The following is a 25,381-nucleotide window of genomic DNA, read 5'->3' as shown; positions in this document are numbered from 1 at the left end:
AGAAAGTTAACTGGTAAACAAAACACAATCAAACTGAGGTTTTTTGAGGTTATATGACACCCCTTAAAAATCTGAAAAATTGGCGCGTGGTACAAGCGAACACCTTGTGGTGGCTCTCCTTGCCCCAAAATAGGGGGCGGGGGTCATTTAAACACTTGGATAATATAATTATATTCCCGAGCATTAAAACGCCATACACGGGCTTTTAGGCAGGTTCTCGGACGTGCTGAATATTTTAAAAAGGGAAAATCACGCACAAAAGATGGTGGCGTTGTTATGTCCGAACAACAATATACCCGATAAAATTTTAAGGGGTATTTTTTGAACGATTATACACCCGTTATAAGTCTTCCTATGGCTGTTTCTCGCTGTTCGGTGTGATTGCCGATACACGCTCACTCTGTCGCTCTCTGCTTGCTCTATGATGATTGATGACTGTATCCAAACAAAAAGAACCTTACCAATACAGTAAAGCTCTGTGTTTGTTATCTGTGTTAACTTACTTACCAACATTATAACATAAACAAAAGGACAACACCATCAAGCATTGTCCTTTGATTTCCTCCAATAAATACATTTACACATTCTCCGCTTAGTATTAAACCAAACCAGCTAACACTATATTAGTCTTAAGTCTCTCAAGGTCATCACTTGATAACACTGGTTCAAAGTCACTGACTAATTGACTAACTTTGTTCATATCTGAATGTTCTAGCTCTTTGTTAACCATGTTAGTGAAGTGCTCTTCCAATCTATCAGTGAACAATTGTAGTCTTTCATCTGTTGGGAACTTCTTATCGTAGTGTAATGCTGTGAGTGCTACCATTCCCCACATTTTAAGACGTGTATCCTTGTTTCTGTGTAACATATATAAGTTGACTGTGCTATCCTCATTCACTACCTTACTGCCAATCTCTAGTATAGCCATATGGTCTGCCTTGTTTAAGTCTTCCCATTCCATACCCATAAACTGATAACGTCTAGCCTCAAGGCGTGTTACTTCTTTCTCACAATAGCTAATATATTCTTTTTCATTCATGTTATTCTACCCCCTCATACATAACTATGATTGATAGGTCTGTACTCATGTCTTCATAAGTGCCATAAGTCCCTTCTTGGTATTTAATATCAATCACTTTCTTATCAGCCATGAACTCGTTAATTCTGTTTTCTAATTCCTCATTAGTTTCAAGTCTAGTCCTTGCCATGCCATTGCTGTAATAACCATTGAAGATTTTCTCACGGTTAAATAATTTAATTTTCATCTGTTTTTGTCCTCTCTACTTAGATTGTGTTGCAAATCTCTTGTAGCACGTACCGAATGCCGTCTAGGTCATCGCTGAGCTGTCGCATTTTCAAGATTTCCATGGCTGTTTGTTCAGATAAGCCATGATTGCGTTGTAATTCTTTTAGCTCATAAGCAATTAAATCTACGTCCATTTTATTCTCCTTTTTATATTTTTTTATTCAAATTACTTGGGGTTAGGTTTGGTTAGGTTTTTAAACCTAACCCTCTGAAACGTTGTTATATCAAGCTTTTTAGGCTTTTGGGTTAGGGTTAGGTTTACTTTTTAAGTCTGTACGCATATAAGAAACTATATATATTACTATTATTTACTTATTATATTTTACCTAACCTACCTAACCTAATATTAGTAAACCCCAATGGTATCAAGGCTTTAACTAGGTTAGGTATCGGGTTAGGTTTAAAATCTTTACCTAACCTAAAACGTCTGAAACGTTGCTGTTATCGCTTTTCTGTTTCAAAAATACCTAACCCATTATTTTTCAATTAAACCAATCCCCCAAACACCCTTGGTAAATTTATCACGGTGAAAACCGTGAGGGTCTAATGTGTCATAAAATTCACGCCTTACCGTCCCGCCTTTGGCTTTATAGTGATATGGTGTACTTCGTTCTAATTCTGCCATAACTGCGTTACTAAATTTTCCTAATTTTGGTTTATCTATTCCCAAATCTTCTACAAACTCTTTAAGTTTGTTTCTTGCGATAAACATAGGTACATGGTTGACTTCATGCCACCCGTTTGGGATATAGTAGTTTTCAACCCAAAGTTTGATATAGTCATTATCATTCTTGTAACTAGTTAGCTTTTCTTTCACGGCTTTTGGTTCTATGAATTTGTCAAAATCGGCCATATTTAAAATTTCAAACAGTATCCATTCCAACAGTGCTTTATCTTTGATAAATTCATCTTTGATTTCGGGACGTTCTACCTCACCATTAAAATCAGCCTCAAATGGGATAATACATAAACGTCTGTACCAGCCATTAGTTTTATTTCTAGCATTAGGGAGGTCATTCCCCGAAAAGATACACAAAAGCTTAAAACGTGCCTCAATTGGTTGTTTACCCTTTTTGTTAACCTGTACAGGGTCACCGCTGACAACACTCATAAGGTCGGATACTTCATCAAGATACTTGTTAGATATGTCATCACCAATATTACACACTTTCCCCTCAAGCGCCCCTAAATAGAACTCTTTTCCAAATTGGTCGGGTTTTAGATTGCTTATGTTCTCCCTGCCTATCAGATTTTCTAATAAGGCTTGAAAAGTCCCCTTACCATTGTTACCGTCACCAACAAGCAACACCATTTTTTTACGTGTTCGGTTTGGATTGATAGCCTCATTCATCACTTGCCATAAGAGTGTTACAAGCTCTTCATCACCGCAAGTCAATGTGGCTAGCCACTTATCAAAATCAAACCAACCGCCCAAAATCGGCTTTTTAGCATACGGATTGTAAGCTGTCTTGACTTTACTTGTGATGATGAATTTTGGGGTAAATTCCTCTAATTCTTTTGTTTGGATATTGTACACCCCGTTAGCGACTGGGATATAGCGATAATCGCTCAAAGGTGGTTGTATTTTAGTTTCTGTACGGATATAAGCTATTAATTCATTGAAAAATTTATTTGAGGTCAATCGGTTGTCATATTTCAACAACAATTTTCTAAAAATATCATCACTTGATACATAGTAGCCTAAATCTAAATGGTAAACATACAACTTACTAATGTCACTAATTGCGCCCTCTCCAATAAAAGTAAAATGACAGTGCTTTTTCAGTACTTTAGCAACTGTAGATACGTTAGGTTGTGGTGTAACTGTACGCTCGTTTTTTTGCCCCTCGTTAACAATATAGGCGTTTTCCTCTCTCCATGCTTTTCCTAGTTGCTGTAGTAGAATGTAAAGCTCGTTCATTGTTTCGGGTTGCTTATTACTGTTTGATTGCTCTTCTTTAATTTCTTTCTCTAATTGTTTGAGGTCTTTTAATTTCAATAAATTTCTCCTTTGCTAAATTCTTGTTTGATATTCTTTTCTAGCGATACTCTCAAAAGTATTATCTAATTCTTCCTCTGGTAACGGTTCGGGTGTATTATTGTTCGCCATTACAGTAAGCTGGTAGGCTGTGGCAATGTCAAAGTTAACATAACGATTGAGTAACATACCAACAAAGCTAGCGCATGCATTGTTACGCCCGCCCTCTTTTCCAAAGCCATTAAATAGTGTTTCAATAATTTTTACAGTCAGGCTTTTTCGCTCGTTAGGTGAACGGATATTATAACCGTTTGTGTTTGCTTTCTTGATTGTGGTAGGTTTGCTCCCCTCGTACTTTGGTACGGGGTAAGGTTTCGTTCCCTCATCATGAATGGTCTTAACATATTCATGACGTTTTCCTGTTGTTACAGGTAACCCTTGTAATTGCGACCATGTAAGTGACGCTGTATCATACATTAAGCCAATCTTATCGGCTATTTCAGCAACCACTGCTTTATAAGTCTCTTTATTCATTGGTTCGCTAGGCTTTACCACTAACCTAAACCGTGGTTTCTCCTCTGTATGTTTGATTGTCGGATAAATGATATAAGAGTAGTCACCTATTGCCCGTTCAACAGTAGCCTTAAATTCTTCGCTTGTTATGGTGATATTGTCATAATCTAAGAAAATCAAGTCCCTGTAAATCAGATTGCTATCATTACGTCTGTACGTGCCTTTTTTATCTTTCTTGACCTTACCAGAAATACAGTAAGGCGCTTTAGTTTTCTTGTACTCCTCTATATCCATTTCCTCGGGAACTTCCAAAGCTGGAAACTCTTTAACAAACTCAAATGGTTCAGCGCTTAACTTATTGTTTTGTTCACCATCGTATAAATACAGCAGTCCGTTAGTAACTCCCTTTGCCTCATATATACTCATTCCTCTCCCCCATTTCTAGCGTACAGTTAAAAAATTAATCACATCTGACACTCTGAAATATTGTTTTTTACTACTCTCAAAGGGTGGCTGATAGACTTTTAGTCCCTTTTTAACCCAACTTGTAAGTGTTGCTCCCGTTATGTCTAATTCTTTTTTTAGTTCTCTAGCACTCATTAAGCCCGTCTGTTTTTGTAGCCGTCTTTCTAGTTCTAACTTCTTTTTGGAAAGTTCGTCTACACGATCTAATAAGCCTTGTTCAAATTCTGTTGAAAATGTTCCCATATCATACCTCCATTTTTCGAATTTGTCGGGTAACCCAATTCAAACGGTCATGCGCTACCGCTAACTTTGTTTTAGTGCCTTGAATATTGATAACGATATCTGTCATAACAATATTTCTCCTTTATCTAGATTGGCAATTTGATTTTTAACCCATACTATTCTATCCGCTCGCTCTTCCAAGTGTTTGAATTCTTATAATTCGGCAAACGTTACACGTTCATTGATAAGGTCAGCTATTTTATTTAATTCTTTATCTGTCATGGTCTATCTCCTAATCTGAAAATGAATAGCAACTTAAAAAAGTTACTCTATCTGCTGGTATATTATGCTTACATGAATAACATTCAGCACTTAACTCCCCTGTCAGCTTCTTAAAATAGTCCTCGTTGTGGTCTATACTCTTTTCAATGTCATCTAATGTTACAGATACCTCAAATAATGCATAATCCTTTAAACCGTAAATATAGGCAAATGCTCTTGCTAACATAGGACTTTCAGCAAGATAAACAATATTATCAGCACCAACATGTAAGCCTGTTTCTTTAATACTAGCTAGGTTGGTAAATTGGGAATAGTGATATAATTTCATGTCATGCCTCCTTAATTGTAATATCGTCCCTGTGATTGAATATAAGCCCCGTAACGCTCTTTGACATGGTTATCTGCCTTAACGTTCTGTGTCTGCTTTTCTTCCTCATTGCTTGGCGGTTCGTACCTTATCAGTAGAATAATAACAATTGATAAAATAGCCATGATAAGCAACTCCGCCCATATTGGTAAATTAATTTCTTGATAAATCATGCTTTAACCTCTTCCTGCGATATAGCCCAATACCCAAGCATACAATAGTGCCAATGTTAAAAGTAAATATGTCATTTAGTTTGCCTCCTCTAATCTAAATGTAAATCAATAGTGTTAACAATTTTGATAGTCTTACCCTCGCTCGCAAGGATATCCAATTCCCACTCAGGAAACTTTTTACCATTCCAAAACTTATCTCTATTAGGTGTTGTTAGCATGTAATAACACTTAAATTGACCCGTGTTGTTATAGTCATAATCGTTCACTTTTTCAAATAACAGTTTCATCTGATTGCCTTTCTAAAAACGCTTTAAGCATTGATATAACGCTGTTTCTATGCTATAATATAAGCATAGAAGATAATCCTAAAACCCTCATAGCCTGCCCGCTGTAGTGTTTTGTTTTATCTAATATTTTTCAAGTTTCATTTTTGGTTTGAGCTGTCACTCAAGCCTTTTTTTGTTGCTCTCATAATTGAACCTGTTTCAAGGTATCACGGATAACACCGTATTCCATGTTCAGCTCAATTAGAGGGATAACCGCTCTTTCATAAGCTTGATATTTTGCTAGTTCAACGCTTGTTAAGCAATCTAGTCCCGTTTTACCGCCTCTATCCTCAATCAGTTTTTTCTTATTCTTACCCGATGATAGTTTTAAAAGTAAGTTGTTAACCGTTGGGAAAGCCATTGTTGGAGCGTTGTCCCATTTACTGATAACCTCGTTCAACGTTTTGTGTGTTGGTTTCTCTAAGGCTCGTTGTTCTCTGAATTTTGAGACTTCGTCTCTCATTTCAAAGAATGCCTTGACTAAAGCTACTTTGAACTCTCTCACTGGTTTAGTATTGTCTAAGTAAGTGATAAGTAATGTTGCTTGCTGTTCGTTTAAGTGATAGATTTTTCTAGGGCGACCACCTAAAGAACCTTTACTAGGTTTTGTCATTTCAAATGACAAAACTCCAAATACCTCTAAATCTTCTTTGTGACTTTCAATTAATTTCCTAACTGAAATACGGTCAATTTCAGCATATTCTGCGATAATCTCATTTGTTGTGTACGGCTCTTTCTTGCCGTCTAAATAAACTAAGTTCATATAAATTTCCTCCTTTATTGTAATTTTGAACATTAGGGATTTTTTACTGTTTTTTCTACAAATCCTCAATAAGCCAATTCATAACACTTTCATAGATACGCTTAGGGGCGTCATAGTTGCCTTTTTCAATTTTTGCTAGGGTTGTCCTGCTTACTCCAAGTAAAATAGCCACATGGGACTTGGTAAAATCCTCTTTCCCTCTTTTGGCTCTAACTTTCTCGGAGATAGATTTTGTAATTAGCATATAAGCTCCTTTCTTTCTAAAACAGACATTCTGTCTGATTTCATTTTTATAATAACAGACATTTTGTCCTTTGTAAAGTGTTGAATGCTTATTTCTTGGATTTTTTTAGACATTTTGTCTTTTACATGTTTTGTGGTATACTCTAGATATAAAAACGGAGGCTCTCTATGAACCGATTAAAAGAACTTAGAAAAAGAAAAAAAGACACCCAAGCCGAATTGGCAAACTTAATGGGTGTTAATGCAAAAACCATCTCTAGATGGGAAAAAGGGGAGTTTGAAATAAAACCCGCTCAAGCTAAAATGCTGGCGGAACATTTCAATATTTCCATTAGTTACCTTATGGGCTATTCTGATAAAAAAGAACCATATTATAGTGATGAAATTCTAATTGGTGACGGTCAAGGTGGTTACACTTCTTTAAGTAGTGAACGTGAAAATGAATTAAGTGAACTATACTTTGAACATTTAGAAGAAGAGTTTGTAAAATTCCTTAAGCGTTACGACTTTGTTATCAGTGATAATGAAATAAAAGCGGTTCTAAATCATATTTCAAACCTTAATATTAATACTCATAGAAGTGATGAATACACCCGACTGGTTGACCTTGTAATGGAGGAAAAAATTGACTTAAAAAAAATCGGGTATTCAAAACTTGGCGATAATTTCCGCTCTTGGAAAGGTTTTGATGATTTTAAAAAATCAATCGGTTATGACACCGACCACATTCTATAAAAAATAAACACACCCCAACCAATAACGATTAGGGCGGATAACATTCATTCGCTACCATGCTATTTTGAATGGTTCTAAAACCTCAAACTCTAAAACCCTTATAGCCTGCCTGCTGTAGTTAAGAGAAGAGGTTACAAATGGCAGAAATTAAGAAAATCACAAAGAAAAACGGTACAATTGTGTACCGTACTAATATCTATTTAGGTATTGATAAAGCAACGGGTAAACAAGCTCGTACCACGATCACTGCTACCACTAAAAAAGCTATTAAAATAAAAACCCGTGAGGCGATAAATGAATTCGCTCATAACGGATATACCGTCAAAAAGAAAGTAAATGTAAAAACTTATAGGGAGCTTGTTTCACTTTGGTGGGATAGTTACAAGAATACAGTTAAGCCAAATACAAAAAAAGCTGTTAAAAGCTATCTAGATGCCCATCTATTGCCCGCTTTTGGTGAATATAGACTAGATAACCTAACAACACCCGTTATTCAAAAACAAGTGAATAAATGGGCGAACAAAGCCAATAGACAAAGTAAGAACGCTTTTGACTCTTATCATAAATTAGTTGGCTTAAATAAGCGTATCTTAAAATATGGCGTTAGTTTGCAACTGTTGGAGCATAACCCCGCAACTGACGTTATTGTTCCCCGTAAAAAACAAGAAAAGAAAACTGAAATTAAGTTTTTAGACAAACAAGAATTAAAACAGTTTTTAAATTACTTAGATACACTTGATCAATCAAAATACAAAAATCTGTTTAACATTGTCTTATATAAAACGCTTTTGGCTACTGGGTTGCGTATCGGGGAGGCTATGGCGCTTGAATGGTCTGATATTGACTTAGATAATGGTGTTATTGACGTTAACAAGACACTAAACAACAGAATTGAAATAAACAGCCCTAAATCTATGGCAAGTTATAGACAAATTTCAATTGATAAAGCTACTATACTCATGCTTAAACAATATAAAAACCGACAACAAGTTAAAGCGTGGGAACTTGGTCGGTCTGAAAAAATTGTCTTTTCAAATTTCACTGGTAAATACTTTGACCCCAACAACATTAGAAACCAATTGTATAAGCATTTTAAAAACGCTGGTGTCCCTAATGTACGTTTCCATGGTCTACGCCATACACACGCCACTTTAATGTTAAATGCTGGTATGTCTCCAAAAGACTTACAACACCGTTTAGGTCATAGCAATATCACAATGACACTTAACATTTACGTTCATGCAACCGAGGAGGGAGCAAAACAAGGCGGAAACATTTTTGAGATGGCTATCAATAATTTATAAAAAAAGGGTAGCCCTTAATCGGGTTACCCTAATTTTTGGTATAAATCGTAACAAAAATCGTAACAAATTTTATAAGTACTTTTTTTAAAATCTCTCAAATGCTTTAATATCAACGTTTACAAGCATTTAAAATTAATGTATTAAGTTTCTGTTATAGAAACTTCAATTTCGTTTTTTCGCTTTAACAACACGGATTTGGAATCATTGTTGAGTACTTGACGTATCACTAACTGCGTTTGTTTCGATGCTGGTAGCTGATGCCTCTTGACTCACTTCTGACTGACTTTCTGTGTCGTTAGACTCTGTCAATTCCGTTGATTCATCTGTGCTTTCCGTTTGTGACTCGTCCGCGTTAGCTTCATTTTGCGCTTTTTCTTTTTCGGCAGCAGCTTCTGACTCAATGGTTGACGTGGTTGTGTAAATACCAACTTCCATATCCACAATACTATTTTCCGTCAAGTTTTGCTTGATTTTATCGTAATATGGCAATTTTTCATCCAATTCTGATAGCGGAACACGCACCGTATTGCCATCGTGCATTTCCAAATTCAGCAAATCTGAAGTTGTTGACGAATCAGCCGAGCTCACAATTTGAATTTGTTGCACCAAACTCTTGTCTAATTTTGAGAAAGCTTTGATGAGTTGCTCAATTTCTTTTTCAGATGATAAATTGATGGTTAAGAAATTGTCTGGCAAATCCTGCGAGCTAACAACTCCCAAACGTGTGCCATTTTCAAGAATTGGCTGATAACCATCGTCTGTCTGTGCATAAGCCACAATGTTGTATTCTTTAATCTTAATCGTGAATTTATTAGGAAAATGATAGGTCATTTTCGCTTCCCTGATGAGCTTATCATTCTTTAAGATATTGTGCATATAAGATGACCTATTCAAAATCAAGGAAAAGAAATAATCTGAACTGCTGATGCCAGACGCCGACAAGACATCTTCTTGAGTGGCTCTATTGCCACCTTCGACAGTAATCACTTTCTTTTTGCTTAAGGGCGATACCAAGAAAATCGAAATCGCCAACACAAGAACAGCACCCAAAAGAACAGGAAGAGCGTGCCTGATTGCTTTTTGAAGGGGTGAGCGTTCTTTTTTTTCTTTGGGCTTTTTCACCTTTTTAGGTTTGGGTTGGTCTGATTCCACTATTTCTGAGAATTCAGAGGATTCCTTTTTCTTGTCACTTGCCTTATCGGCTACTTTTTCCTTAGAATCCTTGTCCTCATCATCTTCAGCTTGCTTTTGGCTAGCAGCGTAAGGATTGCGTTCCAAACGCATCTTTTCTTGCTGCTTTTTTTTCTCCAACTCTTCAGCTTCTTTTTTCTTCAAAAACTCAATATTGCGTTTTTGCCATTCGGTTAATTCTTCTTGTGGTTTTGTGTCTTGTTGTTTGTCTTGCTCTTTCTCTTTTGCCATTTAAATTCCTTTTGCGGTTTTAGAAATGTCAGCCATCATCAGATGGTAAAATTCATCCTGTGATTTCAACTCATTGGATTCTTTCATCTGTTTTTTGTACTGTGCTTCATCCGTAAAGAGCTGGTTCAATTCATCTTGCAAGTTTTCCAAGGTCAAACGGTCTTCTGCTAATTGACGCGCGTAGCCTTTTTTCTCAAAATAAGCCGCATTTTCCAATTGGTCACCTCGGCTAGCCTCCTTGCCTAGTGGCACAATCAAGTGCAATTTTTGCATAGCCACCAGTTCAAAAATAGTGTTAGAACCCCCACGCGTTACCACAACATCTGCCAAATCCATCAAAGGCTGATACAAATCCGTCACATAATCCACTCGGTAAAGATTTTGGCTCAATTCATTCAACGATTTGTCGCCAGAAATGTTGATGACGTTGTAGTGCTGGGTCAATTCAGGTGTGTTACTTACAAAATCATTGAAAACACGCGCCCCAGCTGAACCACCAATAAAGAGAATAGTTTTTAATTTAGGGTCAAAGTGGCTCTTGATGGCGTCGATTTTACTCGTGTCATAAGGCACTTTATTGCCAACCTTAGTGATAGCTCCAACGTGTTTGGCTTTGGTTAGGCTTTCAGGTTGCTCAAACGTCGTGTACATAGTTGTCGCGAAGCGGTAAGCAATTTTATTGGCAAGTCCCATGGACAAATCTGACTCGTGGACAAAGACTGGAACGCCTAGTGGTTTTGTCGCAATAACAGGCGGTACTGAAACAAAGCCTCCCTTTGAAAACAAAACTTGCGGTTTAAGGCGTGCCATAATGGCAAAAGATTGCAAAACGCCGTAAGAAACCTTAAACACATCTAACATATTTTGCCATGAAAAATAGCGTCGCAATTTCCCAGTAGCTATTGAATGAAAGGTCACATCCAAGCCAGATTGAGTGATTTGTTCGTACTCAATACCATGCTTATCCCCAATGTAATGCACTTCCCAACCATCTTCGATGAATTTTGGAATGAGAATGAGATTCAAGGTCACATGACCAACCGTTCCACCGCCGGTAAACACAATTTTTTTAGGCATTGTTACTCTCCTTAAGGGCTTCAAAAGTCGCTATAAATTCGTCACCACGGACTTCAAAGTTTTTGTACATATCCCAACTAGCATTGGCTGGACTCAACAAAACAACGTCGCCAGCTTCCGCATTACTAAAGGCAATTCGAGTCGCATCCGCAACGTCTGTGGCATCCAGATAAGGCACCTTAGCCTTGTCAGCTGCTCGTTTGACACGCGGTGCAGATTCACCAAGAATCACCATCAATTTCACACCAGTAATATCAGGAACCAACTCATCAAATTCATTGCCTCGGTCCAAACCACCAGCAATCAAAATCACTTTGGCATTATCAAAACCAGAAAGGGCTTTTTGAGTGGCTAGAATGTTAGTTGATTTGGAATCATTGTAAAAACGGACACCATCCACTTCACCAAGGGCTTGCAAGCGGTGTTTTACCCCACCAAAATGAGCCAAGGTTTCCTTAATGGCTTCATTGGAAATTCCTGATAATTTAGCCACAACGATGGTTGCCAAAGCATTTTCAACATTGTGTGTTCCAGGCACACCAATTTCTGAGGCTTTCATGATAGCTTCCTCTTTAAAATACAAGGTATTGCCGTCAAGATAAGCACCGTCAACCTTTTCAATTGTTGAAAATGGTACCACTTGTGCTGCTGTTTTTTGTGCTAATTCTTTTGCCAAATCTTGGTTGAAATTAAGCACCACAAAATCATCTGCCGTCATGTGTTTTTGAATGTTCCATTTGGCAGCAACATAATTATCAAAAGTACCGTGGTAATCAATATGCGTTGGCATTAAATTAGTAATAACAGCAATGTGTGGATGGAAGGTGCGTGTTCCCATCAATTGGAAAGATGACAATTCCATAACCAAGGTGTCTTTGTCAGTCGCCGTTTGGGCAACTTCTGAAGCAGGAAATCCGATATTTCCTGAAAGAAGCCCTGATTTGCCACCGTTATTAAGGGTTTCAGCAATCATGGTTGTTGTCGTTGTCTTACCATTTGACCCTGTGATACCAATAATTGGCGCATCTGAAATCATGTAAGCCAACTCAACTTCTGTGATGACTGGGATGCCTTTTTCAAGAGCTTTCACCACCATAGGATTATCGTAACGGATACCAGGATTTTTAACCATCCATTCAAAATTTTCATCCAATAATTCCAAAGGGTGGCTACCACAAATCACCTTGATTCCTTCTTCTAACAAGGCTTGTGCAGAAGGGTTTTCATCAAAAGGTTTGCTATCATTAACGGTCACGATAGCCCCAAGTTTATCCAACAACTTAGCTGCAGCTTCCCCTGATTTGGCCAAGCCAAGTACCAATACCTTTTTGTTTTTAAATGTTTCTATTTTTTTCATCGTTTATCCATTCTAACCTTACAAATATAGTAATATTCTACATTTATTTAAACGCTTTTTCAATCATTCTAGTGCCGTCACTAAAAAAGATTGAGCAAAACTCAATCTCCTTTATTTGGATGTTCACTTTTTTCTGCCCTAGCTGGTAATTGATAGACATCACGAATGGCGAAAAATCCAAAGATCGCCATGGTAAATCCCAACAAAATTTCTGGTGGCGATTGAAGGATTTTGATAAAACTCATAAATGCCAGCACAATTAAGAGAGCCATGGCACCCACCAAGCCAATGGTGTTCAATGTATTACGAATGCTTGTAGGGGCCATAAAAAAGTAATAAGAAACGATTAAAATCGCAACAATAAGGTAAAACATGCTGACCCCCTCTTCACATCGCACGATTGGTCTTTAGCTTCGCACGTTTAAAGCATTACTCTGCAGATTTTTTCTTTTTCGCAGCCTTAGCACGCATATTTTTATCAAGGATTTGTTTGCGTAGGCGAATAGATTCTGGAGTAACTTCCATGTATTCATCATCGTTCAAGAATTCAAGTGATTCTTCAAGCGTCAAAATACGTGGGGTTTTGATAACAGCCGTTTGGTCTTTCGTTGCTGAACGAACGTTGGTCATTTGTTTTGCTTTCGTGATATTAACAGTCAAGTCATTTTCACGTGAATTTTCACCAATAATCATTCCTTCGTAAACTTCTGTACCAGGGTTAACGAAGATAGTACCACGTTCTTCAACAGACATGATAGAGTATGTTGTTGCTTTACCAGTATCGATAGATACCAAGGCACCACGGTGACGTCCGCCGATTTCAGCGTTAATCACTGGCATGTATTGGTCAAAGGTATGGTTCATGATACCATAACCACGAGTCATTGATAAGAATTCAGTTGGGTAACCAATCAAACCACGAGCTGGCGCAAGGAAAATCAAGCGTGTTTGACCATTTCCAGTTGATTGCATATCCAACATTTCACCTTTACGTTCTGACAAGGATTGGATAACCGCACCTTGGTATTCTTCAGGTGTATCGATTTGAACGCGTTCGAATGGTTCCATTTTCACACCATCAATTTCTTTGATGATAACTTCTGGACGTGATACTTGAAGTTCGTATCCTTCACGACGCATAGTTTCAATCAAGATTGACAAGTGCAATTCACCACGACCTGAAACAGTCCATTTATCTGGAGAATCTGTTGGTTCAACGCGCAATGAAACGTCTGTTTGCAATTCAGCAAGCAAACGTTCTTCTACTTTACGAGAAGTAACGTATTTTCCTTCACGACCTGCAAATGGTGAGTTATTTGCCAAGAAAGTCATTTGAAGGGTTGGTTCGTCAATGTGAAGAATTGGAAGAGGTTCAACGCAATCTGTTGGTGTGATGGTTTCCCCAACGAAGATGTCTTCCATACCAGAAATGGCAATCAAGTCACCTGCTTTTGCTTCCTTGATTTCACGGCGTTCAAGTCCAAAGAAACCAAATAGTTTTGTTACACGGAAGTTTTTCGTTGTACCGTCCAATTTTGAAAGGGTTACTTGGTCACCCACTTTAACTGTACCGCGGAAGATACGACCGATACCAATACGTCCAACGAAGTCATTGTAGTCAAGAAGTGACACTTGGAATTGAAGGGGCTCATCTGAGTTATCCACAGGTGCTGGGATATGGTCGATGATGGTATCAAAGATTGGTGCCATTGTGTGTTCTTGGTCAGCTGGGTCATCAGAAAGTGATGATGTTCCATTGATAGCTGAAGCGTACACAACTGGGAATTCCAATTGGTCGTCGTCTGCACCAAGTTCGATGAAAAGTTCAAGTACTTCGTCCACAACTTCAGCTGGACGAGCAGATGGTTTATCAATTTTGTTAACAACCACGATTGGTGTCAAGTTTTGCTCAAGGGCTTTTTTCAACACAAAACGTGTTTGTGGCATTGTTCCTTCGTAGGCATCCACAACAAGCACAACACCATCAACCATTTTCATGATACGTTCTACTTCACCACCGAAGTCCGCGTGTCCTGGTGTGTCCATGATGTTGATACGAACGCCGTTGTAAGCAACCGCCGTATTTTTAGCCAAAATGGTAATACCGCGTTCTTTTTCAAGGTCGTTTGAGTCCATCGCACGTTCTTGCAACTCTTTACGTTCGTCAAGTGTGTGTGATTGTTTCAATAATTCATCAACAAGGGTTGTTTTCCCGTGGTCAACGTGGGCGATAATCGCCACATTACGAATATCTTCTCTTAATTTAGTCATGATTCCTCGATTTTTTTCATTTATTCTAACTTTTGAATTATACCACAAATCCTTTGAAAAAACAGCGTCAAAAGAATTGTAAATGTTTTCAAATATAGAGCACTTTTAAGACATCGCTTTCCCAAAAATAGCTCACACTCTTTTTAACACGAAAAAAAGGGCTAAGCCCTTTTTTACATATAAGCCAGAGAGACATTTAGCCTTCTTTGACTTTTCCTGTCCAGTAATCAAAGCCATCGTTTAAGACATACAAGTCTGTAAAACCTGCTCGTTTTAGCGTTCTAATCACGCGTGGAAGGGTAGTGCTTCTGCTTTCAGCGTACAAAAGAACGGGTTTGTCCTTGCGAATAGCTGATAATGACAAGTCTATCTGGCTTGCTGGAAGGTTGCGTGCACCCATGATGTGTTTGGCTTTAAAAGAAGTCGCTTCACGAATATCAATCACTTGACTGGTATGAATGCGGCTTGCAAAGTCAGCATTGTCAATAAAATGCGCTGCACGGCGAATGCTGTAATAATTCCACGCAAACCAAGCCACAACAACAAGGATAACCAGTATAATAATAATCCAGTCCAATGTTTTCCCCTTAATCTAAGAATTGGCTTGCAAGGCTAGCTGCACCGATGATACCAGCATCGTTACCAAGTTCTGCAATTTTGATTTTAGTTGATTGGCGAACTTGTGGGAAAGCGTATTGGATAAAATATTTTTCCACACGGATACGCAAGAATTCACCAGCTGCAGATACCCCACCACCGATAACAACAGAATCTGGGTTCAATATGTTAGCGATGTTAGCTGCTGCAAGACCAAGGTAGAAACCAACTTTTTCAACAACAGAATCCGCAAATTTATCACCAGATTCAGCCGCTTCAAAGATGTCTTTACTTGAAACCGCATCGCCATTGTCAATAGCTGCTTTGATGCTAGAATCACCTTCGTAGCTTTCAGCCAAGTAGCGTGCCACACGGACAATACCTGTTGCAGAAGCAACTGTTTCCAAGCAGCCTTTGTTACCACAAGTGCATTCAAAACCGTTATCAGGTTCAATAATCATGTGACCAATTTCGCCACCAGCGCCTGCAACACCGTGGATAAGGTTCCCATCAGCGATAACACCACCGCCAACTCCAGTTCCTAGAGTGACAAAGACAACGTCTGGATTGTTAGCACCAGCACCAACCCAACGTTCACCAAGCGCCGCAACGTTAGCATCGTTATCAATCGCAAATGGAATACCAAGTTCACGTTCGATAACATAGCCCACTTCTTCTGTGTGTGCCCAGTTCAAGTTGAAAGCACCTGTAACTGTTTTTGCTTCACGGTCAACCGCACCAGGAGAACCCATTCCGATACCAACGAAATCGTCCTTAGTCAACCCATACAAGCCCAAGCGATGTTTCAAAGAAGCCACGATATCTGGTACGATGTGTTTACCATCTTCAAGGATGTTTGTGTCAATCGCCCATTTTTCTTGAACTTCACCTTTAAGGGTCAAAATCCCAAATTTAATGGTTGTTCCACCCAAGTCGATTCCTAGTAATTTTTGTGTCATTTATTTTCTTTCTCCATTTCTAAGCGGTGCTCATGTCGTAAAACTAATTCAGCCTCTAGGTATTCTGTCTTATCAATCAAGCCATTCTCATACAATTTTTCAAGTTCTAATTTCATGACTTCGATATCATAAAGACGTTTCCCAATATAGATGTAAATGCCAAACCGTTTTAGCAATTGTTGCACATCGAATAAAGTTTTCATGATAAGCATTTTATCAAAAAAAAAAACCATTTTCAACCGCTAACGCAAACTATTGCAATCGTTTTCTTAGAATCTGCTTATTGGACATAAAAATAAGGACAGACCCTAAAGCCTATCCTTATATTCTTACCCTATTTATTTAATTCTTATTTAATTCCTGATGCTTGGCCACGTTCTGCTTGCAACATCCAGATAGTCTTTTCAGCTTCAGCTTGTGCTGCTGTGAAAAGATCATTAGATGGTGCATCGCCTTCTTCATCAGTCACATCAAGACCTACTTGATAAAGAGCTGATAAATAAGTATAAACATCTACCAAACGTGCCAAGTGTTCATCCATTGTTTTTTCAAATGAACCTGGCACCTCTTCTAGTTTTGAATGGTCATCAAATTCTTTAAGCGTTGAATAAGGTGCTCCCCCGATGGTAATCAAACGTTCACTCATTTCATCTAGTGAAGCATTAAGACTGTCCATCAATTCGTCCATTTTTGGGTGCAAGTAATAGAAGCCTGCTCCACGCATGTACCAGTGAACTTGGTGAACAATTGAGACAGCCTTTGACAAATCAGCGACCGCCTGGTTAAGAACAGCTTTTGTTTTGGCATTTTTAGTAGTTGATTTTTGTGAGATATTATGTGTTACAGATGCGTAAATGTTTTCAGTGATTGTTTGAGTCATAATAAACCTCCTCGTCAAATAACATTTTGAGACACTTTAGGATTTCTCATCCTTTACTTTATAATCCTATTTTATAATAATTCTAAATAAATAGCAAATAATATGCTCTCTTTTTTAATTATTTTTCGAATAAACTAGTATGGACATTTTATTATTCTTTTTTCTAGGGGCTTCTTTAGCCTCTTTTATCGGTGTTGTGGTCGAGCGTTTTCCTGAAAAATCCCTCATTACGCCAGCTAGTCATTGCCAAGCTTGTGGTACAACCTTGCCTACTTGGGACTTGATTCCCATCTTGTCTTTTTTGATCAACCGTGGGCGTTGCCGTCTTTGTCAGGTTAAATTGCCCATTTGGTACTTGCTTATTGAGTGTTTCTTGGGAATTGTTAGTGTCGGTTACTACCATCATATCTTATCAGGACAAATCTGTATGACCATTCTCCTGAGCGTTTTGCTTAGCCTTTACGACTTGAAATCCCTTGGCTTTCCTATTCTGGCTTGGCTACTTCCGACACTTGGCTTGTTCTTTTTTGCTCCCCTTTCCCCTATCTTTCTCATCCTTTGTTTGCTTGGGATTTTAGCAGAAATGGCAGATATTAAGATAGGCAGTGGGGATTTTTTCTATCTCGCCAGTTTGAGCTTAGGACTTAGCCTTACGGCATTATTATGGGTAATTGAACTAGGGTCTTTGGCAGGCATTCTCTCCTATTTATTAAAATTAAAGCGTTGCAAACACATTCCCTTGGTGCCTTTTTTATTTTTAGGATACTTGTTAGTTATCTTTTTTAAGTTAACTTAATTTTTTAGTTAAACAGACTTTATTTTTTGAGCTTTTCTGATATAATAGGTTTTAGAAATATACAGAAAAGAGGTTGGGGTTTGGAAATATCTACAACTTACTCAAAATCACTTGGTGAGGTCAATCAAAGTATCGCTGTTCCTCAAAACGCTCCCTTTTGGCGCACGTTGAAAGCTTTTATCGGTCCTGGTGCTTTAGTGGCTGTTGGATACATGGACCCTGGTAACTGGATTACAAGCGTTGTTGGTGGAGCAACTTATAAATACGTTCTTTTGTCTGTTGTCTTAATATCATCTCTCATTGCGATGCAGTTACAACAGATGGCTGGAAAACTAGGCATTGTGACAAGGCAGGACTTGGCGCAAGCAACCGCCGCTCATTTGCCAAAAGGGCTTCGTTACGTGCTCTTTGTCATCATTGAGTTGGCTTTGATGGCAACGGATTTGGCAGAAGTTATCGGTTCTGGGATTGCCTTGCATTTGCTGTTTGGTTGGCCTTTGCTCTTTTGTATTTTACTGACAGTCTTGGATGTCTTTTTACTACTATCCTTGATGAAACTTGGGTTTCGTAAAATTGAAGCAATCGTGTCAACCTTAATAGCAACGATTTTACTTATCTTTGTCTATTTGGTTTACCTCTCACACCCTAGTGTGTCAGGCATTTTTCAAGGTTATATCCCACGCGCATCCATTTTAAATCCTAAGCAAGTCGGTGGGCATAGCCAGCTAACCTTAGCCTTGGGGATTATCGGGGCAACGGTGATGCCACATAATCTCTACTTGCACTCTTCCATTTCGCAAACTCGGAAAGTGGATTATGACAATCACAATTCTGTTAAACAAGCTGTTCGCTTCATGACTTGGGATTCCAACATTCAGTTGAGTTTGGCTTTTGTGGTCAATTCTCTGCTCTTGGTTTTGGGGGCTGCCTTGTTCTACGGTCACGCCAGTGACATTGGTGCCTTTTCTCAAATGTATGATGCACTTCAAAATTCTGCCATTGCTGGTAGCGTGGCTAGTTCAGCTCTATCAATCTTATTTGCGGTCGCTCTTTTGGCCAGCGGGCAAAATTCAACCATTACAGGTACTTTAACAGGGCAAATCGTTATGGAAGGCTTTTTGAAACTCCGTTTGCCACAATGGCTTATTCGTTTGGTTACCCGACTCTTAGCCTTGACACCCGTCATTATCGTAGCCTTGATGTATGGTAGTCAAGAAGAGGTTTTGGACCAATTGATTGTTTATTCTCAAGTCTTTCTTTCATTAGCTCTGCCATTTTCAATCTTCCCATTGCTTTACTTCACATCTAATAAGAAAATCATGGGTGAGTTTGTCAATGCCAAGTGGAACACCATTTTAGGCTATGTGGTTGCTGTCGTTCTAACCGTTTTAAACCTCAAATTGATTTTTGATTTGTTTTAATAACAATTCACCTCACTAGTATTTACGCATGATTAAAAGCCTCCGTTTGGAGGCTTTTTTAGTTTGCATAGGTAGCACCATACTGGATGAAGTTTGCTAATGCTTCCAAATGACCTTGGTGCAAATCATTGACGATTTTGGTTCCAACAATGACACCGTCTGATACTTTGTTAAAGCGCTCAATGTCCGCTGGAGTTGAGACACCAAAACCTGTTAAAACAGGAATGTCAGCAATGGCTTTAAGATTGGTCAAATGTTTATCCAAATCCTCACGGTAATGACCTGTTTTACCTGTGACGCCATTAACAGCCACAGCATAGATGAAATCTTCAGCATCTTTACATAACGTTTTTTGACGTTCAATACCTGTTGTCAGGCTAACCAGCGGCACAAGAGCAATATCTGTGTCGGTAAGATATGGTTTTACCATATTTTCATGTTCGTGTGGTAAATCAGGAATAATCAACCCTTTAACAGACGTATTTTTCAAGTCAGCAATAAATTTCTCAATGCCGTATTGATAGACAGGATTGATGTAAGTCATGATGACCAAAGGAACTGTCGTTTGTTTTTCTTGTAATTTTTGAACAATCGCTGTTAAACTCACATCGTTAGCCAAGCTTCTTTGTCCTGCGAGTTCAATAACAGGTCCATCAGCAACGGGGTCAGACCAAGGAATTCCCACTTCAATGGCAGAAGCTCTGCTATTTTCCAAAAAAGCAATGGTGTCGTATAAACCGTCTAGGCCTTTTTCGTGGTCACCTGCCATGATATAGGGCACAAAAATCCCTTTTCCACTTGCCTTAATTTTCTCCAAATGTTGCGTGAGTGTTTTGGTCATGGGCTACTTCCTTTCTGTTTCCAAACGTTCTTTGACTTGCATGACATCCTTGTCGCCACGACCAGATAGGCAGACGATGATCGATTTATCTGGCCCCAATTGCTTGGCGACTTTCTTGGTCAAGGCAATAGCGTGGCTGGATTCGAGGGCTGGGATAATACCTTCCAAGCGAGATAGGTGCATAAAGGCTTCTAAGGCTTCTTCATCTGTAATGGCATCATAACTAGCACGGCCAATGTCTTTAAAGTGGCAATGCTCAGGGCCGACACCTGGATAATCCAGCCCAGCTGAAATGGAGAAGGCTTCCATGATTTGCCCGTGACGGTCCTGAAGCACCGTCATCAAAGCCCCGTGCAAAATACCAGGACGACCTTTGGCAAAGGTTGCAGCGTGTTTTTCCGTATCCAATCCATGACCAGCAGCCTCAGCCCCATAAAGGGCAACAGATTCGTCCTCGACGAAAGGGTAAAACAAACCAATGGCATTGGAACCACCGCCTACACAAGCCAGAACAGCATCAGGCAATTGCCCACCTGATAATTCCGCGTATTGCCGCTTGGCTTCTTTACCAATGACCGATTGGAAATCTCGCACCATTTCAGGAAAAGGGGCTGGTCCAAGAGCTGAACCCATAACGTAATGCGTATCCTCGATATTTTCCACCCATGCACGCAAGGCAGCATTGACCGCATCTTTCAAAACACGTGAGCCATCGGTCACCGAAAAGACCTTGGCCCCCAGCAACTCCATGCGAAAGACATTGAGAACTTGGCGTTTCACGTCTTCTTCTCCCATGTAAATGGTACACTCCATGTCAAATAGGGCAGCGGCTGTGGCTGTGGCAACTCCGTGTTGGCCTGCCCCTGTTTCGGCAATGATTTTCTTTTTCCCCATGCGTTTAGCAAGCAAAACTTGTCCGAGGGCATTGTTGATTTTATGGGCACCTGTGTGGTTGAGATCCTCGCGTTTCAGGTAAATTTTCGCCCCACCAAAATGCTTGGTCAAACGCTCCGCATAATAAAGCGGCGTTTCACGTCCCACATAATCTTTCAAAAGTTGATCCAATTCTTCTCTAAAACTAGGATCTGCTTTTGCTTGGCGGTAAGCTTTATCCAGCTCTAGCACCGCAGTCATCAGCGTTTCAGGGACAAATTGCCCACCAAATTTTCCATAAAATCCCTTACGATCAGGTTGGTTATATGTCATTGTTTCACACTTTCTATAAATCTCGCTATTTTCTCTAAATCTTTTTGACCATCCGTTTCAACACCAGAAGAAACGTCAACACCATCAGGGTGAAAGAAAGTTATCGCTTCTCGGACATTGTCCCCCGTCAATCCACCTGCTAAAAAATAGGGTTTTGAAATGGTCTTATCTTTTAACAAGTCCCAATCGAAAGTCTTGCCCGAGCCAGCTAAAGGAGCGTCAAATAAAAGGTAGTCCGCTTGGGTGTCGATATCTTCCAGTATTTGATGAACAGGGATGGCACGAATGCTAGGAACGTCAAGGTGATTAAAGAGGCTATCATCACATTCTCCGTGAATTTGCACCATGTCAAGAGGTACTGTTCTAATCGCTTCCTTTAGTTCCCGCAAGGTCGGGCTTACAAAAACACCTACTTTTTGGACGGTTTTAGGAACAAACTGTGCCAAATAGCTGGCTTGTTTTAAGCCGACCTGTCGCTTGCTTTTAGCAAAGACAAATCCGATATAATCCGCTCGGCATTTGACGGCCTGCTTGACCGCCTCCTTGCTTGAAAGCCCGCAAATTTTAACCTTTGTCAATCTGCAACTCCTTCACTTTTTCAGCTACATTTTCCGCCTGCATCAAGGCTCTTCCCACTAAAATCCCATTAAAGAAGGGGGCAACTAGAGCTGCGTCAGTTTTGGTCAAAATGGCTGATTCTGAGATATATACAGGTTTCTCTTGAAAATGCTCGGATAAAGCCAAGCTGGTGTGTACATCTGTCTCAAAAGTCTGCAAGTTGCGATTGTTGATGCCGATGATTTTGACGCCTATCCGATGGGCAATTTCCAGCTCTGCCAAATGATGCGTTTCAACCAAGACTTCTAAGCCCAACTGGGTCGCAAAATCATATAAGGCCTTCAAACGTTGTTCTGGCAAAGCTGCCGCAATCAGCAAAATCACCGTTGCGCCAGCATTACGACTGCGAATAATCTGTTTTTCATCGATGATAAAATCCTTAGCCAGCGTCGGAATGCGCACCTGACTGGAAACCTGACGCAAATCTTCAATACTGCCTTTAAAAAAATGTGGGTCGGTCAGCACGGAAATCATGGCTGCCCCGTTTTCTTGATAGCATTTTGCTTGCTGGTCAATAGCCACGTCAAGATTGATATCGCCAAAGCTGGGACTGGCTTTTTTCACTTCTGCAATCACTTGTAACTGCTTAGGGTGACTTTTGAGGTAATCGTAAAGCTTGTAGGTATCACGCAAGGGTTGCAATTCTTCGGTTGCCATCGTTTCAACTTCCTTGGCTTTTTCGGCTAAAATGCGCGAAAGAAATGTCTGTGTCATACTTGTACCTCTCTGAGTTGCTGCAATTTGGCTAAGGCAGAACCATCTGCCAACAATTGACGAGCCAAGGCAATGCCTTCTTCCAGACTAGCCACCTTGCCATTGGCGTAAAAACCAAGTCCCGCATTGAGCGCTGTTGTTTCCAGATAGGGACTAGGTTCATTGTTAAGAACGCTGAGCAAAATAGCGGCGTTTTCCTTGGCATCTCCGCCGACAATGTCATCCAAAGTGACTTTTGGCATGCCAAGATCTTGATAAGTAAATTGGTGTTGGCTGATATGGCCATTGTCGAGGAGGGTGTAGGTGTTGGTACCGTAAAGAGCGGCTTCGTCCATGTGATTGGGGCCTGTGATGATAATGGCACGCTTACGCCCCAATTGCTGCATCACTTGAGCAGCTGTTCCCTGCAAATCCTCACTGTACAAGCCCATCAATTGCGTTTCAAGGTCCAAGGGATTGGCCAAAGGGCCTACCAAATTCATAATAGTCGGAATGCCAAGTGTCTTGCGGGCTGGAGCAATAAAACGCATGGCTGGATGCATGGTTTGGGCAAAGATAAAGGCAAGTCCCACTTCTTGCAAGGCTTGGGCTAAGGTTTCAGGAGCAGCCGCAATGTTAATACCTAAAGCCTCCAGCACGTCGGCAGAGCCAGATTGTGACGACACCGAACGATTACCAGCCTTGGCCATCCGAATGCCACCCGCCGCTAAAATAAAGCAAGCTGTTGTCGAGATATTGAAACTATAAGATTGGTCGCCGCCTGTCCCACAATTACACATGGCATCTTCAAAGGTCTGTGGCAGAGAAACCGCATGGCGTTTTAGCGCTCGCACAATGCCTGTAATCTCAGCAGATGTTTCTCCCTTGACCCTAAGCCCCATAAGAAAAGCAGCCAACTCGCTTTCAGACACCTCTTGATTTAAAATCGCGTCAAACAAAGCTTCTACTTGTTCTTGTGTCAAATCTTCTCCATTAGCCATTTGATGAAATACTTCTTTCATTTTCTCTTCTCCCTTTATCTTCCCTAACCAATTGCACAAATTGCTCTATCATCTGCAAGCCATCTGGCGTTCCTATGCTTTCTGGGTGAAATTGCAGCCCGTAAATCGGTAATTCCTGATGTTGAATGGCCATGATTTCTTGGTCATCAGTTGTTTTGGCCACCACCTCAAATCCCTTAGGCAAATCCGTCACCACGATGGAGTGGTAGCGCATAATCAGCAAAGTACTTCCCATTCCTTCAAAAAGCGGTGAATCTGCTATCACTGCCATCTCACTTTGTTTGCCGTGCATGACCTTATGAGCAAGTCCAAGCTGACCGCCAAAGGTTTCAGCGATGGCTTGATGCCCAAGGCAAATCCCCAAAATAGGCTTTTCTTTCGCAAAGGTCTCAATCAAAGCCTCCATTTTTCCAGAGTCGGCTGGCCAACCTGGACCTGGGGATAGGACCAAAGCGTCTGCTGCTTGGGCTGCCACTTCTAAGCCTACGTCGTCATTTCGCAAGACCTGAACCTCAGCAAAGGTTCCTAGGTATTGGGCTAAATTGTAGGTAAATGAATCATAATTATCAACTAATAAAATCAACGGCTTTCCCCTATTCGTGTCATGGCTTTGGCTTTATTGAGCGTTTCAGCAAATTCCTTTTCTGCTACGCTATCGTAAACAATTCCTGCTCCTGCTTGCACATAAGCTCGCTGATTTTTGAGAATCATGGTGCGAATGGCAATGGCAAAATCCATATCACCCGAGGCAGACAAATAACCAATAGCACCTGCGTAAACACCGCGTTTTTCCTGTTCCAATTCGTAAATACGTTTCATGGCTCGAATTTTTGGCGCACCTGATACCGTACCAGCAGGCAAGGTCGCCTTCAAGGCTTCAATGCTCTGCACCCCAGGCAGCAATTTTCCCTTAACCACACTAGTCAAATGCATGACGTAGCGAAAATATTCCACCGCCATATAGGTCGTAACCTTGACCGTTCCATTTTGAGAAATCTTGCCAATGTCATTTCGGCCCAAGTCCACCAACATACGATGTTCAGCCGTTTCTTTGACGTCGGTTTGTAAATCCTTGGCTAACGCAGCATCTTGAGCATCATTTTGCCCCCGCGGACGCGTCCCAGCAATGGGATTGGTGGTTACCACATCTTTTTTCACCGATACCAGACTCTCTGGACTAGCTCCAATAATCTGATAATCCCCAAAATCAAAGAAGTAAAGGTAATTAGACGGATTAGCCACGCGCAACTGACGATAATAATCCAAAGGCTCACCAGAAAAGGGACTTGAAAAGCGCTGACTCAGCACACATTGAAACATATCCCCCTCACGAATGTAGCGCTTAGCCTTTTCCACCATCTTTTCAAAAGCCGCCTTTTCCATATGCGGTTTAAAATCCAAAGAGGAAGGCCTTAGGGGCGCACATTCCTTGTCAACTTGCGTTTGTAACTCCTTAGTTACCTTGTCAAGCGTTTGACGCATAGCTTTTTGATCACGCTGGCTATAACAATTATCCTCAACCACGTGGACTTTTTCGGTTTTAT

At 40.1% G+C, this 25,381-nt stretch carries 30 protein-coding genes; 4 read left to right on the top strand and 26 right to left on the bottom strand.

Annotation, left to right across the window (positions count from 1 at the left end):
• Positions 1-598: 598 nt before the first annotated feature.
• The 10 genes from B3R79_RS07000 to B3R79_RS06955 form a co-directional block, all read right to left on the bottom strand.
• Entirely contained in the window at positions 599-1,039 is a 441-nt protein-coding gene (locus B3R79_RS07000) for a hypothetical protein (RefSeq protein WP_293695954.1), read from the bottom strand.
• A 1-nt stretch (position 1,040) separates the two neighbouring features.
• Positions 1,041-1,265 (bottom strand): hypothetical protein, encoded by a 225-nt coding sequence (locus tag B3R79_RS06995; protein WP_293695951.1) that lies wholly within the window; start codon positions 1,263-1,265, stop codon positions 1,041-1,043.
• Positions 1,266-1,284: 19 nt separating this feature from the next.
• Positions 1,285-1,440, bottom strand: coding sequence for a hypothetical protein (locus tag B3R79_RS06990; RefSeq protein WP_293695948.1), 156 nt, complete (start codon positions 1,438-1,440; stop codon positions 1,285-1,287).
• Positions 1,441-1,781: 341 nt separating this feature from the next.
• Positions 1,782-3,227, bottom strand: a complete 1,446-nt coding sequence (locus B3R79_RS06985) for a DNA primase family protein (protein ID WP_293695956.1) — start codon at positions 3,225-3,227, stop codon at positions 1,782-1,784.
• A gap of 93 nt (positions 3,228-3,320) precedes the next feature.
• The gene (locus tag B3R79_RS06980) at positions 3,321-4,223 is read right to left on the bottom strand and encodes a primase alpha helix C-terminal domain-containing protein (protein ID WP_293695945.1); all 903 of its coding nucleotides are present in this window, start codon (positions 4,221-4,223) and stop codon (positions 3,321-3,323) included.
• A 15-nt stretch (positions 4,224-4,238) separates the two neighbouring features.
• Positions 4,239-4,505 (bottom strand): hypothetical protein, encoded by a 267-nt coding sequence (locus tag B3R79_RS06975; RefSeq protein WP_118100873.1) that lies wholly within the window; start codon positions 4,503-4,505, stop codon positions 4,239-4,241.
• Between the two features lie 271 nt (positions 4,506-4,776).
• Positions 4,777-5,094: a hypothetical protein gene (locus B3R79_RS06970; RefSeq protein ID WP_293695940.1), complete on the bottom strand. Its 318-nt coding sequence runs from the start codon at positions 5,092-5,094 to the stop codon at positions 4,777-4,779.
• Positions 5,095-5,105: 11 nt separating this feature from the next.
• Positions 5,106-5,306 carry a hypothetical protein gene (locus B3R79_RS06965; RefSeq protein ID WP_293695937.1) on the bottom strand — a complete coding sequence of 67 codons (201 nt, stop codon included), beginning with the start codon at positions 5,304-5,306 and terminating at the stop codon, positions 5,106-5,108.
• A gap of 468 nt (positions 5,307-5,774) precedes the next feature.
• Positions 5,775-6,395 (bottom strand): Rha family transcriptional regulator, encoded by a 621-nt coding sequence (locus B3R79_RS06960; protein ID WP_293695935.1) that lies wholly within the window; start codon positions 6,393-6,395, stop codon positions 5,775-5,777.
• Positions 6,396-6,450: 55 nt separating this feature from the next.
• Positions 6,451-6,639 (bottom strand): transcriptional regulator, encoded by a 189-nt coding sequence (locus B3R79_RS06955; RefSeq protein ID WP_118100870.1) that lies wholly within the window; start codon positions 6,637-6,639, stop codon positions 6,451-6,453.
• 167 nt (positions 6,640-6,806) lie between these two features.
• On the opposite strand from B3R79_RS06955, the gene B3R79_RS06950 reads away from it, so the two are divergent.
• Together B3R79_RS06950 and B3R79_RS06945 are read left to right on the top strand one after the other, a co-directional pair.
• Complete coding sequence (locus B3R79_RS06950; protein ID WP_118100869.1) at positions 6,807-7,373, top strand: helix-turn-helix domain-containing protein; 567 nt, start codon at positions 6,807-6,809, stop codon at positions 7,371-7,373.
• Positions 7,374-7,510: 137 nt separating this feature from the next.
• The gene (locus B3R79_RS06945; protein WP_204984616.1) at positions 7,511-8,677 is read left to right on the top strand and encodes a tyrosine-type recombinase/integrase; all 1,167 of its coding nucleotides are present in this window, start codon (positions 7,511-7,513) and stop codon (positions 8,675-8,677) included.
• 201 nt (positions 8,678-8,878) lie between these two features.
• Here the strand turns inward: B3R79_RS06945 and B3R79_RS06940 are convergent, their stop codons facing one another.
• The 9 genes from B3R79_RS06940 to B3R79_RS06900 all read right to left on the bottom strand — a co-directional run bounded on the left by B3R79_RS06940 (position 8,879) and on the right by B3R79_RS06900 (position 17,240).
• Positions 8,879-10,099, bottom strand: coding sequence for a cell division protein FtsQ/DivIB (locus tag B3R79_RS06940; protein ID WP_293695925.1), 1,221 nt, complete (start codon positions 10,097-10,099; stop codon positions 8,879-8,881).
• Positions 10,100-11,176, bottom strand: a complete 1,077-nt coding sequence (locus tag B3R79_RS06935) for a UDP-N-acetylglucosamine--N-acetylmuramyl-(pentapeptide) pyrophosphoryl-undecaprenol N-acetylglucosamine transferase (protein ID WP_154454455.1) — start codon at positions 11,174-11,176, stop codon at positions 10,100-10,102.
• A complete protein-coding gene (gene murD, locus B3R79_RS06930) occupies positions 11,169-12,533 on the bottom strand; it encodes a UDP-N-acetylmuramoyl-L-alanine--D-glutamate ligase (RefSeq protein WP_168261263.1) in 1,365 nt (454 codons plus the stop codon). The genes B3R79_RS06935 and murD overlap by 8 nt, the downstream gene beginning before the upstream one ends.
• Positions 12,534-12,634: 101 nt before the next feature.
• Positions 12,635-12,907, bottom strand: a complete 273-nt coding sequence (locus B3R79_RS06925) for a DUF3165 family protein (protein ID WP_168261262.1) — start codon at positions 12,905-12,907, stop codon at positions 12,635-12,637.
• A 55-nt stretch (positions 12,908-12,962) separates the two neighbouring features.
• Complete coding sequence (typA, locus tag B3R79_RS06920) at positions 12,963-14,804, bottom strand: translational GTPase TypA (RefSeq protein WP_154454458.1); 1,842 nt, start codon at positions 14,802-14,804, stop codon at positions 12,963-12,965.
• Positions 14,805-15,000: 196 nt separating this feature from the next.
• On the bottom strand, positions 15,001-15,381 hold the full coding sequence (locus tag B3R79_RS06915) for a rhodanese-like domain-containing protein (RefSeq protein ID WP_293695922.1): 381 nt from the start codon (positions 15,379-15,381) through the stop codon (positions 15,001-15,003).
• Positions 15,382-15,391: 10 nt separating this feature from the next.
• Positions 15,392-16,360 carry an ROK family glucokinase gene (locus tag B3R79_RS06910; RefSeq protein WP_168261259.1) on the bottom strand — a complete coding sequence of 323 codons (969 nt, stop codon included), beginning with the start codon at positions 16,358-16,360 and terminating at the stop codon, positions 15,392-15,394.
• Positions 16,357-16,563 (bottom strand): YqgQ family protein, encoded by a 207-nt coding sequence (locus B3R79_RS06905; RefSeq protein WP_154454461.1) that lies wholly within the window; start codon positions 16,561-16,563, stop codon positions 16,357-16,359. The genes B3R79_RS06910 and B3R79_RS06905 overlap by 4 nt, the downstream gene beginning before the upstream one ends.
• Positions 16,564-16,709: 146 nt before the next feature.
• Positions 16,710-17,240: a Dps family protein gene (locus tag B3R79_RS06900; RefSeq protein WP_293695918.1), complete on the bottom strand. Its 531-nt coding sequence runs from the start codon at positions 17,238-17,240 to the stop codon at positions 16,710-16,712.
• A 139-nt stretch (positions 17,241-17,379) separates the two neighbouring features.
• Here B3R79_RS06900 and B3R79_RS06895 point away from each other — a divergent pair, with 139 nt between their 5' ends.
• Together B3R79_RS06895 and B3R79_RS06890 are read left to right on the top strand one after the other, a co-directional pair.
• Positions 17,380-18,036 (top strand): prepilin peptidase, encoded by a 657-nt coding sequence (locus B3R79_RS06895; RefSeq protein WP_293695915.1) that lies wholly within the window; start codon positions 17,380-17,382, stop codon positions 18,034-18,036.
• Between the two features lie 80 nt (positions 18,037-18,116).
• Positions 18,117-19,457 (top strand): Nramp family divalent metal transporter, encoded by a 1,341-nt coding sequence (locus B3R79_RS06890; protein ID WP_168261256.1) that lies wholly within the window; start codon positions 18,117-18,119, stop codon positions 19,455-19,457.
• A gap of 58 nt (positions 19,458-19,515) precedes the next feature.
• Here B3R79_RS06890 and trpA read toward each other — a convergent pair whose 3' ends face one another.
• The 7 genes from trpA to B3R79_RS06855 form a co-directional block, all read right to left on the bottom strand.
• Positions 19,516-20,298 carry a tryptophan synthase subunit alpha gene (gene trpA, locus B3R79_RS06885; RefSeq protein WP_293695911.1) on the bottom strand — a complete coding sequence of 261 codons (783 nt, stop codon included), beginning with the start codon at positions 20,296-20,298 and terminating at the stop codon, positions 19,516-19,518.
• 3 nt (positions 20,299-20,301) lie between these two features.
• The gene (gene trpB, locus B3R79_RS06880; protein ID WP_293695909.1) at positions 20,302-21,504 is read right to left on the bottom strand and encodes a tryptophan synthase subunit beta; all 1,203 of its coding nucleotides are present in this window, start codon (positions 21,502-21,504) and stop codon (positions 20,302-20,304) included.
• On the bottom strand, positions 21,501-22,082 hold the full coding sequence (locus B3R79_RS06875) for a phosphoribosylanthranilate isomerase (protein ID WP_204984622.1): 582 nt from the start codon (positions 22,080-22,082) through the stop codon (positions 21,501-21,503). Before B3R79_RS06875 ends, trpB begins: the two co-directional genes overlap by 4 nt.
• Positions 22,069-22,836: an indole-3-glycerol phosphate synthase TrpC gene (gene trpC / locus B3R79_RS06870; RefSeq protein ID WP_293695906.1), complete on the bottom strand. Its 768-nt coding sequence runs from the start codon at positions 22,834-22,836 to the stop codon at positions 22,069-22,071. The genes B3R79_RS06875 and trpC overlap by 14 nt, the downstream gene beginning before the upstream one ends.
• Positions 22,833-23,837, bottom strand: coding sequence for an anthranilate phosphoribosyltransferase (gene trpD / locus B3R79_RS06865; protein ID WP_168261251.1), 1,005 nt, complete (start codon positions 23,835-23,837; stop codon positions 22,833-22,835). The genes trpC and trpD overlap by 4 nt, the downstream gene beginning before the upstream one ends.
• Positions 23,809-24,420: an aminodeoxychorismate/anthranilate synthase component II gene (locus B3R79_RS06860; protein WP_168261250.1), complete on the bottom strand. Its 612-nt coding sequence runs from the start codon at positions 24,418-24,420 to the stop codon at positions 23,809-23,811. The genes trpD and B3R79_RS06860 overlap by 29 nt, the downstream gene beginning before the upstream one ends.
• Positions 24,417-25,381 (bottom strand): anthranilate synthase component I family protein (locus B3R79_RS06855; RefSeq protein ID WP_293695900.1); only part of this gene is annotated, 965 nt, incomplete at its 5' end. The genes B3R79_RS06860 and B3R79_RS06855, both read right to left, overlap by 4 nt.

The organism is Streptococcus sp. UBA3373 (genome assembly GCF_002360305.1).
Lineage (GTDB): Bacteria > Bacillota > Bacilli > Lactobacillales > Streptococcaceae > Streptococcus > Streptococcus alactolyticus.
This window is presented reverse-complemented; position numbering and strand designations above follow the sequence as displayed.

Bases quoted from the DNA above. Each gene is read 5' to 3' on its own strand.
- B3R79_RS07000 (WP_293695954.1), bottom strand. From the start codon at position 1,039: ATGAATGAAAAAGAATATATTAGCTATTGTGAGAAAGAAGTAACACGC.
- B3R79_RS06995 (WP_293695951.1), bottom strand. From the start codon at position 1,265: ATGAAAATTAAATTATTTAACCGTGAGAAAATCTTCAATGGTTATTAC.
- B3R79_RS06990 (WP_293695948.1), bottom strand. From the start codon at position 1,440: ATGGACGTAGATTTAATTGCTTATGAGCTAAAAGAATTACAACGCAAT.
- B3R79_RS06985 (WP_293695956.1), bottom strand. From the start codon at position 3,227: ATGAACGAGCTTTACATTCTACTACAGCAACTAGGAAAAGCATGGAGA.
- B3R79_RS06980 (WP_293695945.1), bottom strand. From the start codon at position 4,223: ATGAGTATATATGAGGCAAAGGGAGTTACTAACGGACTGCTGTATTTA.
- B3R79_RS06975 (WP_118100873.1), bottom strand. From the start codon at position 4,505: ATGGGAACATTTTCAACAGAATTTGAACAAGGCTTATTAGATCGTGTA.
- B3R79_RS06970 (WP_293695940.1), bottom strand. From the start codon at position 5,094: ATGAAATTATATCACTATTCCCAATTTACCAACCTAGCTAGTATTAAA.
- B3R79_RS06965 (WP_293695937.1), bottom strand. From the start codon at position 5,306: ATGATTTATCAAGAAATTAATTTACCAATATGGGCGGAGTTGCTTATC.
- B3R79_RS06960 (WP_293695935.1), bottom strand. From the start codon at position 6,395: ATGAACTTAGTTTATTTAGACGGCAAGAAAGAGCCGTACACAACAAAT.
- B3R79_RS06955 (WP_118100870.1), bottom strand. From the start codon at position 6,639: ATGCTAATTACAAAATCTATCTCCGAGAAAGTTAGAGCCAAAAGAGGG.
- B3R79_RS06950 (WP_118100869.1), top strand. From the start codon at position 6,807: ATGAACCGATTAAAAGAACTTAGAAAAAGAAAAAAAGACACCCAAGCC.
- B3R79_RS06945 (WP_204984616.1), top strand. From the start codon at position 7,511: ATGGCAGAAATTAAGAAAATCACAAAGAAAAACGGTACAATTGTGTAC.
- B3R79_RS06940 (WP_293695925.1), bottom strand. From the start codon at position 10,099: ATGGCAAAAGAGAAAGAGCAAGACAAACAACAAGACACAAAACCACAA.
- B3R79_RS06935 (WP_154454455.1), bottom strand. From the start codon at position 11,176: ATGCCTAAAAAAATTGTGTTTACCGGCGGTGGAACGGTTGGTCATGTG.
- murD (WP_168261263.1), bottom strand. From the start codon at position 12,533: ATGAAAAAAATAGAAACATTTAAAAACAAAAAGGTATTGGTACTTGGC.
- B3R79_RS06925 (WP_168261262.1), bottom strand. From the start codon at position 12,907: ATGTTTTACCTTATTGTTGCGATTTTAATCGTTTCTTATTACTTTTTT.
- typA (WP_154454458.1), bottom strand. From the start codon at position 14,804: ATGACTAAATTAAGAGAAGATATTCGTAATGTGGCGATTATCGCCCAC.
- B3R79_RS06910 (WP_168261259.1), bottom strand. From the start codon at position 16,360: ATGACACAAAAATTACTAGGAATCGACTTGGGTGGAACAACCATTAAA.
- B3R79_RS06905 (WP_154454461.1), bottom strand. From the start codon at position 16,563: ATGAAAACTTTATTCGATGTGCAACAATTGCTAAAACGGTTTGGCATT.
- B3R79_RS06900 (WP_293695918.1), bottom strand. From the start codon at position 17,240: ATGACTCAAACAATCACTGAAAACATTTACGCATCTGTAACACATAAT.
- B3R79_RS06895 (WP_293695915.1), top strand. From the start codon at position 17,380: ATGGACATTTTATTATTCTTTTTTCTAGGGGCTTCTTTAGCCTCTTTT.
- trpA (WP_293695911.1), bottom strand. From the start codon at position 20,298: ATGACCAAAACACTCACGCAACATTTGGAGAAAATTAAGGCAAGTGGA.
- trpB (WP_293695909.1), bottom strand. From the start codon at position 21,504: ATGACATATAACCAACCTGATCGTAAGGGATTTTATGGAAAATTTGGT.
- trpC (WP_293695906.1), bottom strand. From the start codon at position 22,836: ATGACACAGACATTTCTTTCGCGCATTTTAGCCGAAAAAGCCAAGGAA.
- trpD (WP_168261251.1), bottom strand. From the start codon at position 23,837: ATGAAAGAAGTATTTCATCAAATGGCTAATGGAGAAGATTTGACACAA.